This window comes from Pseudoalteromonas sp. APC 3691, assembly GCF_030408135.1.
Lineage (GTDB): Bacteria > Pseudomonadota > Gammaproteobacteria > Enterobacterales > Alteromonadaceae > Pseudoalteromonas.
The window spans coordinates 26,061-42,591 of sequence record NZ_JASDCB010000014.1 but is presented as its reverse complement, the minus strand read 5'-3'; the positions used below and the strand labels follow the sequence as shown (position 1 = coordinate 42,591).

Genomic DNA, 16,531 nt, shown 5'->3' with positions numbered 1-16,531 from the left:
TAATTAAAAAAGTGCTTATGCTTGGAAAGAAAAAATCAAACAATCAGGTCTTAATCGATATGGCAGAGAAACAAAAGCGTTATGAAGCCTTGGTCCACGTTTACAATAAAGAGCTTTATCGCTTTGCTTATTGGTTATGCCGTGATCCGCACATAGCAGATGATTTAGTACAGGAAACGTTTTTACGCGCATGGCGTTCACTCGACTCTTTACTTGATCAAAAGGCAGCTAAACCTTGGCTGCTTACTATATTACGAAGAGAAAACGCACGCCGATTTGAACGTAAACAGTTTGATTGCAGCGACGTAGAAAACGATACGCTTGTTGATGAAACCAGCCATTCATTAGACGATGAAATGGAACAAACGGTAATTCAACGCCAGATTGCACTGCTATCTGATGAATACCGAGAGCCATTATTACTGCAAGTTGTAATGGGCTGCTCTGGTGAAGAAATTGCAGGCATACTTAATTTAAATAAAAACACGGTAATGACTCGTTTATACCGTGCCAGAAATCAACTTAAAGAGGCTTTAAGCCGTGATGATGAACAACTTAAAGGGGCATCAAAATAATGGATGAACTTGAGTTTCGTCGCCGCACTATTGCGCAGCCAAACGACATTGACAAGGAGCTTATGGAGTTTGCTGACAATAACCCAGAGCGACAAAGTTTTATTAACGATATGAAAGGTTTTGATAAATTCATTCGAGATTCTTTAGATATACCTGTGCCTGAAAATCTTGCAGACCGCATTCTTTTAAACACATCGTTAAAAGAAAAAGCACTCCAAGAAGAACAAGCAACTGGTAAAAACGTGGTTGATGCTCGATCGCGTTTTAAGTTTGATCGTGTACATCTTGCGTTAGCAGCGTCTTTTGTAGTGGCGATTAGTGCCTTCTTTTTTAGTACAGAGCAAAATATTGCACACGAAGCAGGTGAGCATGCGCTTGCCCATGTGTACTACGAAATTAATGCGCTTGATAAAAAAGAGCCCATTAGCCTACAAAGCGTTAACGACAAGCTTGCAGTATTAGGTGGTCACCTTGATGAGCTTCCTGGCGCTGTAACTTATGCCATGTTTTGTGATTTTAAAGGCGAAAAAGGACTGCATTTAATATTTGAGTCTGATTTTGGTCCAATGACGGTATTTATAGTGCCTTCTGAAAATAAATCATTCGGTTTTGGGGATGACAACTTCCGCGATGAGCGCTTTGAAGGTCACATTAATCGTGGCTCACAAGCTGATACTATTTTAGTGGCAAGTCTTGGGGCACCTCTAGATACATACAATGAACGCGTTACTGGCGCAATTCGTTGGCTTTAAAATAGACAAATTTACCGCTTAGTTTCTACTGAGCGGTTTTTTGATTATATACTCACCAACAAAGCGTTTCTTCACTCCCCAAAACCTCTGATTTTTAAAGTAATTAATTAAATTTCTAAAGAAAGTAAATTATAATCGCGGCTCGATTTTAATTAGGGAATTTCATGAAGAACATCATCGTTATTTTTTCATTATTGGCATTATTATGTACTGCCAGTTTTGATGCACACGCACGTAAAAAATTTGGCAGTAGTAAACGCGGACAGACACCTGCAACACAACAAACAGCGCAAAAACAACAAACAGATACAACAACACCTAACGCTACACCTAAAGCCACACCTAAAGCCACATCAAATAAAAAAGGCATTATGGCAGGCGTTTTTGGAGGGCTTTTAGCGGGTGGCTTAATTGCAGCAATGTTAGGCGACGATTTTGAAGGTTTTCAGCTATTAGAAATTATTTTATTAGCTGGCGGACTCTTTATTTTATTTAAGCTAGTAACGGGCTTTTTACGTACTAATCGTGCCCCACAACTTGCCAGTGCAAGTACAAGTGCTCAGCAAAATGCTTTTAAACAAGCACCTATCGAGCAACCAACAAGTACAGGCTTTGCAAGCAGCGCCCCACAAGGTGAAAGTGTGCCTTTTAATTTACCACCTAACTTTGACGTTAATGGCTTTTTGCAAGGCGCCCGTAGTCATTACCACACACTACAAACTGCATGGAACAATGCCGATTACTCCACAATGGCTGAATACTTAAGCCCTGCACTTGTTGCCGAGTTTAAAGCTGAACGTGAAGCTATACAAAGCGTAGAAACAGAAGTGATGTTTATTGATGCCGAACTTGTGCGCGCAGATACAAACGCGCAATCGTGGCAGGTTAGTGTTCGCTTTAAAGGTAAGTACCGTGATTTAGGCGATAAAAAAGAAGAGCCTATTTTAGAAATTTGGCACTTAGAGCGTCTAATTTCAGACGATGCTCCATGGCTAATAGTGGGTGTTGAAGATTTAATTGATACTCAATAATTTTATATTGTTTAAAACACCGCGCTCTTAACGCGGTGTTTTTTTTATTTAAAAAACAATTGATTTACCACGTCCTGATGCTTCAGAAGCGGCATCTAATTGGCCCTCTTTATTAATAATAACGTGTAAGTCACCAAAGTGATTCTCATCTATGGTGTAGCCCATTTTTGTAAGTTCTGCTTTTACGCTATCGGTTAAACCTATGTGTGTTCTAATTATATTTTTAGGCCACAGTTGATGATGAAAACGAGGGCTATTTACAACCTGCTCTGCAGTCATATCAAACTCTACCGCATTTAAGATAGATTCGTACACAGAGCTAATAATTGTTGTGCCACCTGGCGAGCCTGTCACCATTTTAACGGTGTTGTCTTTAAGGAGTATTGTAGGCGTCATAGAGCTAAGCATACGCTTGTGCGGCTGTATTTCGTTAGCTTTACCGCCTATTGCACCAAACACATTCATAACGCCTGGTTTGGCACTAAAATCGTCCATTTCATCATTTAAAATAAACCCTGCACCTTCAACAACTACACCGCTACCAAAGCCTAAGTTTATTGTGGTGGTATTTGCGACAGCGTTACCCATTTTATCAACGATTGAAAAGTGTGTAGTTTGCTCACTTTCTTTAAGGCCCGGCTTAATATTTTCGGTAGTCGAGATAGCGGTTAACGAAATGCCATTACTGCGCTCTTTGAGGTAGTTAATATTAGTTAATGCGTTGACTGGTACATCAAAAAAATCAGGATCGCCTAAATACTCCGCCCTATCTGCAAATACACGTTTACCTATTTCAGAAAGTAAGTGTACATACTGAGTAGAGTTATGCGCTAAGCCCGCATCTGGTTTTTGTAACTCATACATTTTAAGCCACTGTAAAATAGCAATACCACCTGAACTCGGCGGTGGCGAAGTAAGTACTTCATAACCATTCCAACTCGCTTTAATAGGTGTACGTGATTTAGCGGTGTAACCTTTTAAATCATCTTGATTAATTATACCGCCATGTTGGTGCATAAATTTAGCAATAATATTTGCAGTTTCGCCTTTATAAAACCCATCTTGGCCGTTATCACGGATACGCTTTAGCGTCGCCGCTAACTCGGGTTGCTTAAATACTTTATTAGCTTTTACATCAGCAAAGTATTTTTCGAAGTTTACATTTATTTTTTGCTCTTTTAGGTGGGCTATATAATTGCTCACACCTTTTGCTAACTTAGGCGGAACTACAAACCCTTGCTCAGCCAACGTTACCGCTGGTTGTACTAATTCTTCCCACTTTAAAGTGCCATGTTTTTTATGGGCAAGCCACATGCCCGCTACACTGCCAGGTACACCGCTTGCATGAATACCATATATTGATTTGTTTGCAATAACATTACCTTGCTCATCTAAATACATATCACGATGAGCCGCTGTTGGCGCTGTTTCGCGATAATCTATAAAATCGCCCTTGCCATCTTTTTGAATAAGCATAAACCCCCCGCCGCCAATATTGCCGGCTTCAGGAAGCGTTACTGCAAGTACAAATTGTGCCGTAATAGCCGCATCAACAGCATTACCGCCTTGCTCTAATATACTTTTAGCAGCATCGGCACTGAACGAGTCAGGCATTGCTACCGCGCTTTGCGATAAAGGCTGCGCTAAAACACTAAAAGCAGCGAACTGTAAAACCAGCACACTTTTGACAATTAATTTACGTGGTGAAAAAAGCAATCCCATACAACATCCTTAATTTATTATTTTTTAGTTACGCATTCTTATTAATGCACGTCACTTAAGGACAGGTCAATCTTTATACTGTTGATATTTAATCATCTTTAAACACTTTTTGAATAAAGCACCGCAGGTAAGTCGCCTTGCTCGTCTGTATGTGTATAATTTTTTATAAATTGCAGACCTAGCTTTTTCATTATATTTATAGAGGCCGTATTATCTTTTAGTGCCGTTGCACTTATCGCCTTAACGTCATCTTGCTTTATAAGTTCATCACATAATGCTAAAGCCGCCTCGGTTGCATAACCATGCCCCCAACTTGCTTGCTTAAAGCGCCAGCCTATTTCAATATCACTGTAGTTTGGTGCATCAGTAAAAAAGCACATAGGCCTTATTAATACCCAACCTATAAATGTATTGGTTTGCTTTATAGTGATACTCCACAGCCCCCAGCCTTTAAGCTCATTTCGATATGCGAGCATACGAGGCACTCCCTCATTTTTTATTTGCTCTAAAGAGGTAGGTTCACCTCGTGTTAAATACTGCATTACAGCTGGGTCTTGGTCGAGTTCAAATAATTGAGGCCAATCATGCTCATTCATTAATTTAAAATTTAATCGTTTTGTTACGGGGGCGTTCATTTTCATTGTTGTATAGTCTGCCTCGAATTAATTATCAGTCTCTAAAGGAGATAGCACATGAATAAATTAGCAGGTTTAGCTTTATTAGGCACTTTAATTACATTAACTGGTTGTGAAGATGCCAACGAAGTTAAAGAAGATGCAAAAGATAAAAGCGCACAAATGCAAGAAAAGCTTGGTGATGCATGGAACGACGTTAAAGAGACAACTAACGATCTTAAAAATGACGAGTCTTTAAACGAGCTATTAGAGCAAAGTAAAGCAATGGGCTTAGACATGTACGACGACGGCAAAGAGATTGCGGTTGACGCATGGATTAAAAGCAAAGAAGCTGCTGGCGAGTTAACTGAAAAAACTAAGCAAAAAGCGCAAGAAATTGCAGACGAAATTGAGCAAGCGCGTCAAGAACATAACGAAGGTTAATTAAACTTTCGATAATAAAAAAGGAAAGCCTCGGCTTTCCTTTTTTGTTTTGGACTATTTAGCCCAGTTATGCGTTTGCATATAGGGCTTATAAGCTCAAATTAACCTTTGTACTTACTCATAACTAAAGTCGCGTTTGTGCCACCAAAGCCAAAGCTATTAGACATTACAGTATTTAACTCAACGTCACGACGCTCAGTAATAATATCTAAACCTGTCGCTTGCTCATCTAGCTCATCAATATTAATTGAAGGCGCTACAAAGCTGTGCTCTAGCATCAATAATGAGAAGATAGCTTCGTGAACACCTGCAGCACCTAGGGCATGACCCGTCATTGCTTTAGTTGCGCTGATCATTGGTGACTTACCACCAAACACTTCTTGAATCGCACCTAGCTCTTTAACATCGCCTACAGGCGTTGATGTGCCGTGCGTATTTAGGTAATCAATGCTATCTACATCTTGCATAGCTTGGCGCATACAACGTGCTGCACCTTCGCCAGATGGAGCAACCATGTCGTAGCCATCTGATGTTGCACCGTAGCCAACAATTTCAGCGTAAATATGCGCGCCACGTGCAAGTGCATGTTCAAGCTCTTCAACTACAACAATACCGCCGCCGCCAGATATAACAAAACCATCGCGATTTGCATCGTATGTACGAGATGCTTTTTCTGGTGTTTCGTTGTACTTAGTAGAAAGGGCGCCCATAGCGTCAAATTCCATTGCCAATGTCCAGTGCAGTTCTTCACCGCCACCAGCAAAAACAACATCTTGCTTACCTAATTGAATTTGTTCTACTGCATTACCAATACAATGTGCAGATGTTGCACATGCAGAGCTAATTGAATAGTTAACACCTTTAATTTTAAAGGGTGTAGCTAAACAAGCCGATGTAGTGCTCGCCATAGTGCGTGGCACCATATAAGGCCCTACACGTTTTACGCCTTTTTCACGTAAAATATCAGCAGCTTCTACCTGCCATTTCGACGAACCACCACCAGAACCAACAATAATACCCGTGCGCTCATTTGATACCTGGTCGTCAGACAAACCTGAGTCTTCAATTGCTTGAGTCATCGAAATATAAGAATATGCAGCAGCATCGCCCATAAAGCGCATTGCTTTGCGGTCAACATGTGCTTTAACGTCAATATCAATTTTACCCGATACGTTACTACGTAACTTATAATCGGCAAATTCTTGGTTAAAAGCGATACCGCTTTTGCCCGTTTTTAACGATTCTAATACTTCTTCTTTGTTGTTACCAATGCTTGATACAACACCGATACCTGTAATTACAGCTCTTCTCATGGGTAATTCCCTTAGCTTAATACTTAATTGCATTCTATTTTACGCGAATTTAATCACCTAAGTGGTCAGCTTTCTAGCGTACACTTGTACTCTGAACTGCTAGCTTATAAATAACGCCAGACTATTACAAAGAAAACCCGTAAAATAATTAAAAATATATCTATAAATTTAATAAATTATGATTAAAAACGCACATAGTCACATTAATAATTTAAGTACACCTTTGACTAATGACTCCGGTGATATTTATTTTTCTAATGACGATGACTTAGCTCAATCGCATTATGTGTACTATGAGCAAAATAATATAGATGCACGATTACAAAATCATGACCAATCACATTTTGTTATTGCCGAAACCGATTTTGGCACCGGTTTAAACTTTTTAAATACGTGGCAACGCTTTAAAGACCACCTTGAGCGGATGCAAGTTCAAAATGAATGTGAAAAAAGCGTAAAACGCCTACACTATATTTCGTTTGAAAAGTATCCCTTAACATTAACTGACTTAAAACAAGCATTAACCGCTTGGCCTGCCTTAAATTATTTTAGTGAGCAACTAACAGTAAACTACCCAATTAATTTAGAAGGATGCCACCGGCTCGAATTTAATAATGGCAGTGTTGTTCTCGATTTATACTTTGGTGATGCGCTTGAATCAATAAAAGCAATGAGCTATCCACAAACAGGTATCGTTGATGCTTGGTATTTAAATGGGCTTGAGCCAAGTAAAAATCCTGATATGTGGCAGCAAAGTTTATTTAACTCCATGGCTGATATATCAAGAGCTAATGCAACCTTATCGACTTTTACTGCCGCTGACTTTGTTCAACGAGGATTAATAGAGGCTGCCTTTAGCACTAAAAAAGCCAAATATTTTAATCAAAGAGAAGATATCCTTATTGGCCAACTTAAACATGTTAATAACGCTCAATCACCCCCTGCTTATTTTAATCAAGATAGCAGCACTTTAAAAAACGTAGCGGTCATTGGCGGTGGTATTGCCAGTAGCTGTATTTTATACAGCTTGGCTAAACGAGGCATAGCCAGCCACTTATTCTGCCAAGATGAAAAGCCTGCAATGGGGGCATCGCACAATGTGCAAGGCGCTATTTACCCTCACCTACAGGCTAAAAACTCGCCGCACAGTGAATTGTTTGCACATAGCTTTTTATACGCCAAACGCCTATATAACAACTTACTTAGCAGTGGTTTTAGTTTTGATTATGATTGGTGCGGCGTATTACAACACGCAGTGAAAAAACCTCTAGCTGATAAGCACGAAAACTTAGCACAAAAGCAACTGTGGCCAACGCAGCTAATGCGTAACGTAACCGCAGAGCAAGGCGATGAAATAGCCGGCGTAACGACAGGTTATTCAGGTGTGTATTTTGAACAAGGCGGCTGGGTTAACCCGCCGCAATTAGTAAACGCTATGCTAAGCGCTGCAAATAGCATAAACCCATTCAAAAGCGTATTTAACTGCAATATAAAGCAGCTTAAAAAAACTGATAGCGGTTGGTTTTTATTAACGAATGATGAGCAATTAGGCCCGTTTAGCGATGTAGTTATTTGTGCAGGTGAGCACAGCGATGCATTTGAGCAAACAAAAGCGCTACCTATAGTGGGCGTACGCGGTCAGGTTTCACATATTGAGGCAAGTGAGCAATCACGCAAACTTAAAACAGTGCTATGCCATAAAGGATATTTTACACCGGCTTATTTAGATCATCACTGTATGGGTGCCACGTTTGAAAAAAACACTAAAAGCCGCCAAGTTACAGCGATCGACAACCAATTAAACCAAGAGCAACTACTTAGCTTTTATAAGCAAAGTGAATTTGCCTCCACCCTCGGCAATATAAACTCGGCAAAAGCGGCTGTTCGCTGCACATTTATAGATCACCTGCCAATGGCAGGGCAATGGTGCGAACAAAGTGATTATATAATGGCTTTTGCTAATCTACGTTTAGGTAAACGCTACCAATATGAGCAACTTAATAAACCACAACAAGGCCTGCATATTTTTACCGGTTTTGGCGCACGCGCGTTGTGTAGCGCACCGTTAAGTGCAGACCACCTCGTAAGCTGTTTAAATAACGAACCCCGGCCATTAAGCGAACGTGTAAGCCAAGCGATTCACCCTGCACGGTTTATAGTGCGAGATTTAATTCGTAATAAAATTTAAATGACATCGGTGCTTATTGAGGTAAAATAAGTACCAATAAAAGGAATTTATTACTCAAAGGACTCTAATGAAAACTTTAGCATTTTTAATAATATTGCTATGCACTCTATCGTTTAACGCACTCAGCCAAAACGTCACTGAAATCCCACTTCCTGAAGAATTTGTTACAACGATGGACGTAGCAAGCGAATACCCAATGGTACGCACTGGTTATTTAACAGATTCAATTTCTGATATCACTCGATTTTATCATCAAAAATTGGGTGAACCTTTAAAAACAAATGGCAATAATACATATCGCACTTTGTTTTATAATTACCAAGAACGTAAAGTACGTATTAGTCTATACCGCCGTAGTTATGTGACCGAAGTGAGTATAATGGTTGAATAAAAAGGTCTAAAAAAACACACCCAAAGCAGCTAATTTTAATACTCAGTTAAGCATCGCATTTTAATTAAAGTATTTTTTGAAATTAGCTCATTCAAACTCTTTTTTACCCTTTAAAAATAATCCCCTACCCCAAGGTCTGTTTGTAAGCACATTACTTTTACTATTTATTGGAAGGAGTTAATTATGAGTAAGACCCTAATTATTGGCGCAAGCGGACAAATAGGTAAAATGGCAACTGAGCTACTTTTAGAAAATGAGCAAAATGTTGTGGCATTAGTGCGCGACAAAAATAAGTTAAGCGATTTAAACAGCTCTTTTTTAACTATTGTTGAGCAAGATCTTGAAGGTGATTTTGGTGATGCAATGAAAGGCTGTGACCAAGTGATTTTTGCTGCTGGTTCTGGTGGAAGTACAGGCGATGATAAAACTGTACTCATTGATTTATGGGCTGCAACAAAAGCAGCTACATTCGCTAAAGAGCACGGTGTTAACCACTTTATTATGGTCAGTTCAATTGGTGCAGACGATCCAGATTCGATCCAAGGTGATTTAAAACCTTACTTAGTTGCTAAGCACATGGCTGACGAGCACCTAATAAATAGTGGTTTAAATTATACCATTGTTCGCCCAGGCACTTTGACTGACGATAGCGCTTCAATGCAAGTAACTACGCAGCAGCCAAGCGATCGTTCAGAAGCTAAAATTAGCCGCGAAAATGTAGCCAATGCATTATTACACATTGCGACCAACTCATTTATTAGTAACCGCATTTTTAAGTTGTTCGACGGCGACAAGCCAATTAAAGCAGCTGTAAAATAAACGTTATTATTCAACGACGATTACTCCACTTTTACTAGTGGAGTAATACTTTTACACCTTGCCAACCAAGTTGCAGGGTTAATAACGTTAAAACGACTCTAAAAATACGTTTAAATTTACCCCCAGACATACTTTTAAGTAATTCAACTCCTAACCAAGTTCCTACAGCGCCACTTATTACCATAGCGATTACAAGCGGTATCCATTGCCAAAAACTAAAACCAACAGCGCCATAAATTATCGCTTTTAATAAATGCTGCACACTCATAATGCTCGAAAACGTTGCCGTAAATTTTAACTTGTCGTAATTATTTATATATAAACAGCTACCAACTAATGGGCCACTTGCCCCTACAAACATAGAAATAAAAGTAGTTATTCCACCGGCGACCATACGCCACACCTTAGAGGTTAATTTTATAGGTGGCGTTTTGCCCCACAGTAAGTAAATAACAAAAATAGCGACCACTAACTTCATGGCATCAAGCGATATATCATCAATTACAAAACTTGATAACCCCGCCCCTACTAAGCCACCTAACGCAAAATATACAAACATGCTTTTATCAATATGCTTAAAGCTGAGTAAAAGTCTATTTGCATTAGAGCCAAGCTGTACTAAACCATGCACAGGCACAACAACTGCCATAGGCATAAACGACGCCATAACAACAAGCAGCATTAACCCACCACCAGCACCAAATGCAGCAGATACAAAAGAAGTAAAGCCAGCAGTGATTATTAACAATAAAAACAAAAATAAAGACATGCTGTCGGGAAATAAAAAATCCATAAAACTCCATTGCCTATTTAAATACTTTTAAGTCGCAGTATTTAAATAATAAAAAAGGTACTACACACATTTATAGCCACTTTATCAGCTTCTATCTCGTGCTATGTACTATGTTGCGTTGTTTTTGCACGTTGTTTGCACATTTAACAAATATTATACATTCAACTTCATTACCGGATATTTTTGATGAAAAGATTTAACACACCAATTTTGCCACCACTTGCAGTGTGCATACTTACACTGAGTTTAGCCGCCTGTAACGGTAGCGATGCTGAAAGTACAGTTGTAACTGAAACAACCACCGATGAGGGAACTACAACAGATACTTCAACCGATTTTGTTGTAGAAGTCGACCCTTTTAACTTTGAAAGCGATGCGCTCATTTCATCAATTACCACTCAAACATGTACGCTAAGTAACGGCGATGAAGCCTCATGCTATAAAATTGATATAGCAGGTGCGCCTTCAAATTACGAGATTGGTGTATTTTGCCCTCAAAATATCACCTCAACAGCAGACGAAGCCGGTATTTGGTTTGATGGCACCGGTGAGGTTTACGATATAACCGGCGACTTTATTTTAAATCTACCTACATTATATAACGATAGTCATTGGCAGCTATACGACGAAGGTACAGGCCTTGTAAATGTAACCGACACACAAGAATCGTGTGATGGCGCTGCACGCCCAAACGTAGAAGAACAATACCAAAACCACTGCGTAGAATGCTCTATTGATTATGTTGATGGCGGTATATCAGAATCATTTTTAATTCCAATAACGCCTGTTGCAACTACTCAAAATAGCAGTATTGGTAACGCCAATGTAGGTGTTGCTCTCAATGGTGTTGTACTTGCTGCACCCGCGCCTGTTGAGGCTATTTTAGGCGCATACACTATTGCAGCCTTTGATGATTGCGCTGGCCATATTAACTTAGTAGCAGGTTATCACTACCACGGTGAAGCAGGTTGTAGCCAAACACAAATTCAATCAGACGGTCATGCCGCCATGATGGGTTATGCACTCGATGGATTTGGTATATTTGGCATGCTTAACGAAGATGGATTAGAACCCACTGATTTAGACGAATGTAGAGGCCACACCGACGATACACGCGGTTACCACTACCACGCAGCCGATGTATCTGAAAACATGTTTATTGGTTGCTTTAAAGGTGCTACCGCAAGATAAGTCGCATTCTGGCTAAATAATTAACTGAGATACTAATGAAAATATTTAACGTAATAAAAGCACTAACAACTGGCTTTTTACTTGCTACTTCATGCTCAGCGCTAAGTCATGCAGGCCACGGTTCAAATGCGCCTTGGGAAGCATGTGAAGCAAAAGCCATTAATGAAGATTGCAGCTACACAAGCCATGATAAAAAAGCGACAGGCACATGCCAAGCAATGAACAAAGTACTTATGTGCGTTCGAAATAAGCCACTTGAAACATTAATAGACAAAGCAACCCAACCAGCAAGTGCTCAAAAGCAATCAGTTAAATCACTCGCTAAACTATAAAGTAAATAACAGCTACACGCCAAAGCCTTAACGCTGTTTGTTAAGGCTTTTTTAATTACAAATTATTAGAAAGCATCACCTTTATCTGTTAAATTAACTTTGTGTATCAAATAATAAAAATAAAATTCCAAAAATGGAATTACACAAGCAAGGTACCAACGTGAGCGCCACATTTAAAATTGTTTTTAATGGTCAGTTATATCAAAATACTGACCTTACCTCTGCCCAAGAACAACTCAGCCAACTTCTTAATATTCCTCATAATATTGTTGTTCAGTTATTTGATGGAAAAGCTTACGCTTTAAAAAAAGACTTATCGAGTATTGATGCTGTTAAAACAGAATCCTCACTTAAAAAGCTAGGTTTGATTACTAAAGTAGAACCTCAACTAATTACTGTAATCTCTCAATCTCAAAATAATCAAATAGCACTCACTGAGCACAGTAAAAATACAGATAAACACATTAGTGAATGTACTGAAGGCAAAAGTATCTCAGTACAAAGTGAACGCCTAGATACGGGCAAAGCCCCAAATACAGCTGCCGCTATTAAGCAAAGTTATAATAAATATAAACTACTGCGTAACACTTTAAAAAGCGCATTGTACTTTTGCTATAGCGCACTTTGTATTATTACCTTAATAGGCGTAGTGATCAGTGTTAATGCACTGAAAAACAACTTTGGCATTCTAAATAACGGAACTACAAATAACACAACTACAAACAACTTAAGTTACCAAAATTATAAACAATATTTGATTGATCAAAATAGCCTAAATCAACCAGAAAAAAAAGTAACAAACGAGCGAACAGCTAACCCTACACAGCAAAAAAGTAATGAGTACTTTATACGCTTTTCATCGCTAATAAATAGCTACGCGCAAAGTACCGGACAAGCTGATATAAAAACGATGGGGGGTGACAAATTACAACAGCATCTACAAGAGATAGACGACCTAGGCCCTAAAAATGAATTTTGGCAGCAACTGATACAACTTTCAAAAAGCTTAGATAACGATAAGCACGCAATAGGGATGCTCAATAATACTGACCCCGCCAAAGTACAATGGATAAACGCGGTAGATTGGATCAGCCAAAGCTATATTAGGCAACATCAAAACTCGCAAACTATAAACAGCTCTCCGGTCAGTACCGATGAGCCAAGCAACCCAATACTTAATCTAACGTTGTTAATAAGTATGCTGTCGTTATTTAGCCTGCTTGTGATTGCAATAAAAATGAAGCTACGTGCAATAAGACATTCTTAAACTTTATTTTTACTTTATAAATTCCATAAAAAAAACCCGCAAATTTGGATTAACAAATTTGCGGGTTTCTTATGGTTTTCGAATAACGAGTTCAAAAACCTTTATTGGTGGAGCTGGGGGGATTTGAACCCCCGTCCGAAAAGCCTCGACCGTCGGTACTACATGTTTAGTATTGTCATTTAATTAACCTTTAAGTCCCGGACAAACACGGTAAATAAAGGCGAGGCCGCTTAGTTTTAACGCTTCAACCCCGGCCAGGGTTTCCGTCGCGATCAGGTGTTAGGGTGACACTCCAAAATCCAGTCCACAAGAATACATGGAAGGAGCGCTAGCCAGCCTAAGCTGCTAGAGAGTAGTTATCGTCGTTTGCGATTACTTTAGGTTGCGGCTGTTTAACGAGGCAAACCGCACCTCGACATGCACCTTGGGCTTCTTGAATTCCGTCGAATCCTAATCAGCCCCTGAATTAGTAACTCAATTCAGAGCGTACAAACAGTATAACTGAGTAAAGTACTGATACTCAAGGCCTAGTAACGCTTTATTTTAGTTGTATGTGTCAATCGCGCGTTAAGTAAGCAAAATTTAGTTTATGCAAGCCTATATAAACATTTACTTAACAATGTGTTTAACCTGTGTTCAAATGAGGAGTTAAGGTTTTTGCTATTTCTAAACCTTTAGTTGTAAAAAATAAATATAATAACAGGCATAGAGTAGGGAATTAATAAATGTCGGTTTTTTCATTTGATAAAAGTACGGGGTTTGTCTCTTTAGCAAGTCACCCTATTGATAGTGGTTTTCCTGTTACAAGTACTCAGTTAACGCAAATGCTAGAGCAATCTGAGTTTAGTGAGTACGAAGCTGTCATTGCCAATATTGGAAAGCTTTTTGCGCCAACTAAAAATTATCAGGAAGTATCGCTTGTCGTTGCTAAAGCTGTAGATGCTTCAATTGTCATTAATATTGATGAAAAAAACATGGTCGCAGAAGCAACATTAACTACCGCTAAAGGTGGCGCACTTTTGTCTATGGAAGGCGCGCAAAAAGCACTTGCTGATGCAGGTGTTAAAAAAGGAATAAGTCCTCGTGCGCTTGATACCTTTTTAGGCCAGCAGTTTGAGCAACCGGTAGGAAGCTCTTACAGTGCCATAATTGCACATGGACGCAACCCTAAAGAGGGCCGCGATGCTAAATTTGTGCGTTTATGCTCAACAGCCCAAGACCGAGTACTTAGCCCACAAGCTAAAGAAGGCGGTAAGGTTGATATGAAAAACCTTGGCGCTATTATCACCGTAAAACCTGGCACTCCCTTAATGCAGCGTATTGCAGCTACCCCTGGAGAAGAAGGCTATACGGTATTTGGCGATTCAATTAGTGCAAAACCAGGTAAAGATCACCAACTCCAGCCTTTCGAAGGTACAAAAGTAGACCCTAATAATCCTAATATGCTTATTGCCGACTGCAAAGGTGTGCCCGTTGCCCTACCACGTGGTATGCGTGTAGATGATGTTTTATGCTTTGATAACGTAGATGTAAGCACAGGCCACGTTGATTTTGATGGTAGTATAATTATTACTGGCGATATTAAAGACGGCATGCGTGTAAAAGCCAACGGTGATATTACGGTACTTGGTTTTGTAGAATCAGGAACTGTTGAAAGTAAAAGTGCGGTAACCATTATGCTTGGTGCAATTGGCCGAAAACGTGAAGGCGAGGAAGCATTTACATGCTCTATAACCTCTCAGCGAACTATTTCGATTGGTTATGCCCAGTACTGCAATATTAAATCCGAACAAGATTTATTTATTGAACGCCAAGCTCTGCATTGTGATTTAAGTGCTAGGCGATTAATACGTGTAGGCAAAGCAAATGACCCGCGAGGTAAAATTATTGGCGGTAATATTTTAGATGCTATGCGCATTGAAACGGGTGAATTAGGCGCGCCAGCCGGTACTAAAACACGCGTATTTTTAGCGCAACTCTGGTTTGAGCTTCGCCAAAAGCAAACACAAATCACCGATTTTGAAAAAATACTTGCGACTAAAGTAACAGCTTTACAACAGGCTCGTGAAAAAGCGAGTAAAATTGCGAGTGCTGATCAGCGCCAGCAATTCATGAATAAAATAACTGAAAATGAAAAGCATATAAAAATACGCTCTGCGCATATTCATCGTCAAAAACTACTTATTAAGCAAAAAATAGTGCAATTACTTGCCAGTAGTCGTTTAAAAGTAAATGAATTGATGCACCCTGGTGTGGAACTTAAAATAGCGAAAGATTCTAAACAATTTTCGCGTATTTACCCGCCCCACCTAGTTAAGCTAACTGAGGGTAAAATTACTCAGACGTTTTAGTTTCTTCGTCATTTTTTGTTTCAGTGACAACTTCGGCATCAGCGTCGCCATTATCTAGCGGCGCTAATGGCCAACCACCTAATTGCTGCCAGCGGTTTACTATTAAACAATAAAGCTCGGCTGTACGTTCTGTGTCGTAAAGCGCTGAGTGCGCTTGGCTGTTATCAAACTCGATACCAGCCGCTCTACATGCTTTTGCTAATACAGTTTGCCCTAACGCTAAACCCGCTAAAGATGTTGTATCAAAGCTTACAAACGGGTGAAATGGCGTACGCTTAATGTTATTACGCTCTATTGCTGCATTTAAAAAGCCATGATCGAATGCGGCATTATGTGCCACAATAACTGAACGTTGGCACCCAGCAGCCTTTTGCGCTTTGCGTACTACTTTACATATTTCTTTAATGACTTCGTCTTCAGGTACTGCGCCACGTAATGGTGAAAACGGGTCTATACCGTTAAAGTCGATGGCTGCTTGCTCTATATTAGCGCCTTCGAATGGCTGAACATGAAAATGAACAGTATGATCTATGCTGAGCAGTCCTTCGTCATCCATTTTTAAAACAGAGGCTGCTATTTCTAACAAGGCATCTGTTTCTTTGTTAAAACCTGCAGTTTCAACATCAATAACAACAGGAAAAAATCCACGAAAGCGTTTTGCGAAAGGTGTTTGCTCAGTATTTGCCATAGTCTTCTTTGTTTATACGTGTAAGCTGACTATTATGTCAAAATTGATGCCCCCTAGGCT

At 39.6% G+C, this 16,531-nt stretch carries 16 protein-coding genes and 1 other RNA gene; 11 read left to right on the top strand and 6 right to left on the bottom strand.

Translation table 11 applies throughout. The annotated features are described in order from the left end of the window. Nucleotides 1–17: 17 nt before the first annotated feature. The 3 genes from QL998_RS06740 to QL998_RS06730 all read left to right on the top strand — a co-directional run bounded on the left by QL998_RS06740 (nucleotide 18) and on the right by QL998_RS06730 (nucleotide 2,358). Complete coding sequence (locus tag QL998_RS06740) at nucleotides 18–575, top strand: sigma-70 family RNA polymerase sigma factor (RefSeq protein ID WP_033011540.1); 558 nt, start codon at nucleotides 18–20, stop codon at nucleotides 573–575. Next, entirely contained in the window at nucleotides 575–1,327 is a 753-nt protein-coding gene (locus QL998_RS06735; protein ID WP_165723602.1) for a DUF3379 family protein, read from the top strand. Before QL998_RS06740 ends, QL998_RS06735 begins: the two co-directional genes overlap by 1 nt. A gap of 164 nt (nucleotides 1,328–1,491) precedes the next feature. After that, the gene (locus tag QL998_RS06730) at nucleotides 1,492–2,358 is read left to right on the top strand and encodes a Tim44-like domain-containing protein (protein WP_165723603.1); all 867 of its coding nucleotides are present in this window, start codon (nucleotides 1,492–1,494) and stop codon (nucleotides 2,356–2,358) included. A gap of 48 nt (nucleotides 2,359–2,406) precedes the next feature. On the opposite strand, the gene ggt is transcribed toward QL998_RS06730, so the two are convergent. Together ggt and QL998_RS06720 are read right to left on the bottom strand one after the other, a co-directional pair. After that, nucleotides 2,407–4,080: a gamma-glutamyltransferase gene (ggt, locus tag QL998_RS06725; protein WP_182733465.1), complete on the bottom strand. Its 1,674-nt coding sequence runs from the start codon at nucleotides 4,078–4,080 to the stop codon at nucleotides 2,407–2,409. Nucleotides 4,081–4,178: 98 nt separating this feature from the next. Next, a complete protein-coding gene (locus tag QL998_RS06720) occupies nucleotides 4,179–4,721 on the bottom strand; it encodes a GNAT family N-acetyltransferase (RefSeq protein ID WP_024596749.1) in 543 nt (180 codons plus the stop codon). A gap of 51 nt (nucleotides 4,722–4,772) precedes the next feature. On the opposite strand from QL998_RS06720, the gene QL998_RS06715 reads away from it, so the two are divergent. Then, on the top strand, nucleotides 4,773–5,138 hold the full coding sequence (locus tag QL998_RS06715) for a hypothetical protein (protein ID WP_024596750.1): 366 nt from the start codon (nucleotides 4,773–4,775) through the stop codon (nucleotides 5,136–5,138). Nucleotides 5,139–5,239: 101 nt separating this feature from the next. Here QL998_RS06715 and fabB read toward each other — a convergent pair whose 3' ends face one another. Further along, nucleotides 5,240–6,451 carry a beta-ketoacyl-ACP synthase I gene (fabB, locus tag QL998_RS06710; protein WP_004335606.1) on the bottom strand — a complete coding sequence of 404 codons (1,212 nt, stop codon included), beginning with the start codon at nucleotides 6,449–6,451 and terminating at the stop codon, nucleotides 5,240–5,242. Nucleotides 6,452–6,629: 178 nt separating this feature from the next. Here fabB and mnmC point away from each other — a divergent pair, with 178 nt between their 5' ends. The 3 genes from mnmC to QL998_RS06695 all read left to right on the top strand — a co-directional run bounded on the left by mnmC (nucleotide 6,630) and on the right by QL998_RS06695 (nucleotide 9,849). Then, entirely contained in the window at nucleotides 6,630–8,639 is a 2,010-nt protein-coding gene (mnmC, locus tag QL998_RS06705; protein WP_290192361.1) for a bifunctional tRNA (5-methylaminomethyl-2-thiouridine)(34)-methyltransferase MnmD/FAD-dependent 5-carboxymethylaminomethyl-2-thiouridine(34) oxidoreductase MnmC, read from the top strand. A gap of 67 nt (nucleotides 8,640–8,706) precedes the next feature. Continuing rightward, nucleotides 8,707–9,030, top strand: a complete 324-nt coding sequence (locus QL998_RS06700) for a hypothetical protein (RefSeq protein WP_197185451.1) — start codon at nucleotides 8,707–8,709, stop codon at nucleotides 9,028–9,030. A 183-nt stretch (nucleotides 9,031–9,213) separates the two neighbouring features. Beyond that, the gene (locus tag QL998_RS06695; protein WP_170072099.1) at nucleotides 9,214–9,849 is read left to right on the top strand and encodes an NAD(P)-binding oxidoreductase; all 636 of its coding nucleotides are present in this window, start codon (nucleotides 9,214–9,216) and stop codon (nucleotides 9,847–9,849) included. Nucleotides 9,850–9,883: 34 nt separating this feature from the next. Here the strand turns inward: QL998_RS06695 and QL998_RS06690 are convergent, their stop codons facing one another. Continuing rightward, entirely contained in the window at nucleotides 9,884–10,642 is a 759-nt protein-coding gene (locus QL998_RS06690; protein WP_290192360.1) for a sulfite exporter TauE/SafE family protein, read from the bottom strand. 186 nt (nucleotides 10,643–10,828) lie between these two features. Here QL998_RS06690 and QL998_RS06685 point away from each other — a divergent pair, with 186 nt between their 5' ends. From QL998_RS06685 to QL998_RS06675, 3 genes are all read left to right on the top strand, one after another. After that, nucleotides 10,829–11,833, top strand: a complete 1,005-nt coding sequence (locus QL998_RS06685; RefSeq protein ID WP_290192359.1) for a YHYH protein — start codon at nucleotides 10,829–10,831, stop codon at nucleotides 11,831–11,833. Between the two features lie 35 nt (nucleotides 11,834–11,868). Continuing rightward, nucleotides 11,869–12,165 carry a hypothetical protein gene (locus tag QL998_RS06680; protein WP_076925481.1) on the top strand — a complete coding sequence of 99 codons (297 nt, stop codon included), beginning with the start codon at nucleotides 11,869–11,871 and terminating at the stop codon, nucleotides 12,163–12,165. A 160-nt stretch (nucleotides 12,166–12,325) separates the two neighbouring features. Further along, on the top strand, nucleotides 12,326–13,432 hold the full coding sequence (locus tag QL998_RS06675; protein ID WP_290192358.1) for a hypothetical protein: 1,107 nt from the start codon (nucleotides 12,326–12,328) through the stop codon (nucleotides 13,430–13,432). A 105-nt stretch (nucleotides 13,433–13,537) separates the two neighbouring features. On the opposite strand, the gene ssrA is transcribed toward QL998_RS06675, so the two are convergent. Next, nucleotides 13,538–13,894, bottom strand: a transfer-messenger RNA (tmRNA) gene (ssrA, locus tag QL998_RS06670). Between the two features lie 263 nt (nucleotides 13,895–14,157). Here ssrA and QL998_RS06665 point away from each other — a divergent pair. Beyond that, complete coding sequence (locus QL998_RS06665) at nucleotides 14,158–15,783, top strand: FapA family protein (RefSeq protein WP_290192357.1); 1,626 nt, start codon at nucleotides 14,158–14,160, stop codon at nucleotides 15,781–15,783. On the opposite strand, the gene rnt is transcribed toward QL998_RS06665, so the two are convergent. Then, the gene (rnt, locus tag QL998_RS06660; protein WP_290192356.1) at nucleotides 15,767–16,471 is read right to left on the bottom strand and encodes a ribonuclease T; all 705 of its coding nucleotides are present in this window, start codon (nucleotides 16,469–16,471) and stop codon (nucleotides 15,767–15,769) included. The genes QL998_RS06665 and rnt overlap by 17 nt on opposite strands. Between the last annotated feature and the right edge of the window lie 60 nt (nucleotides 16,472–16,531).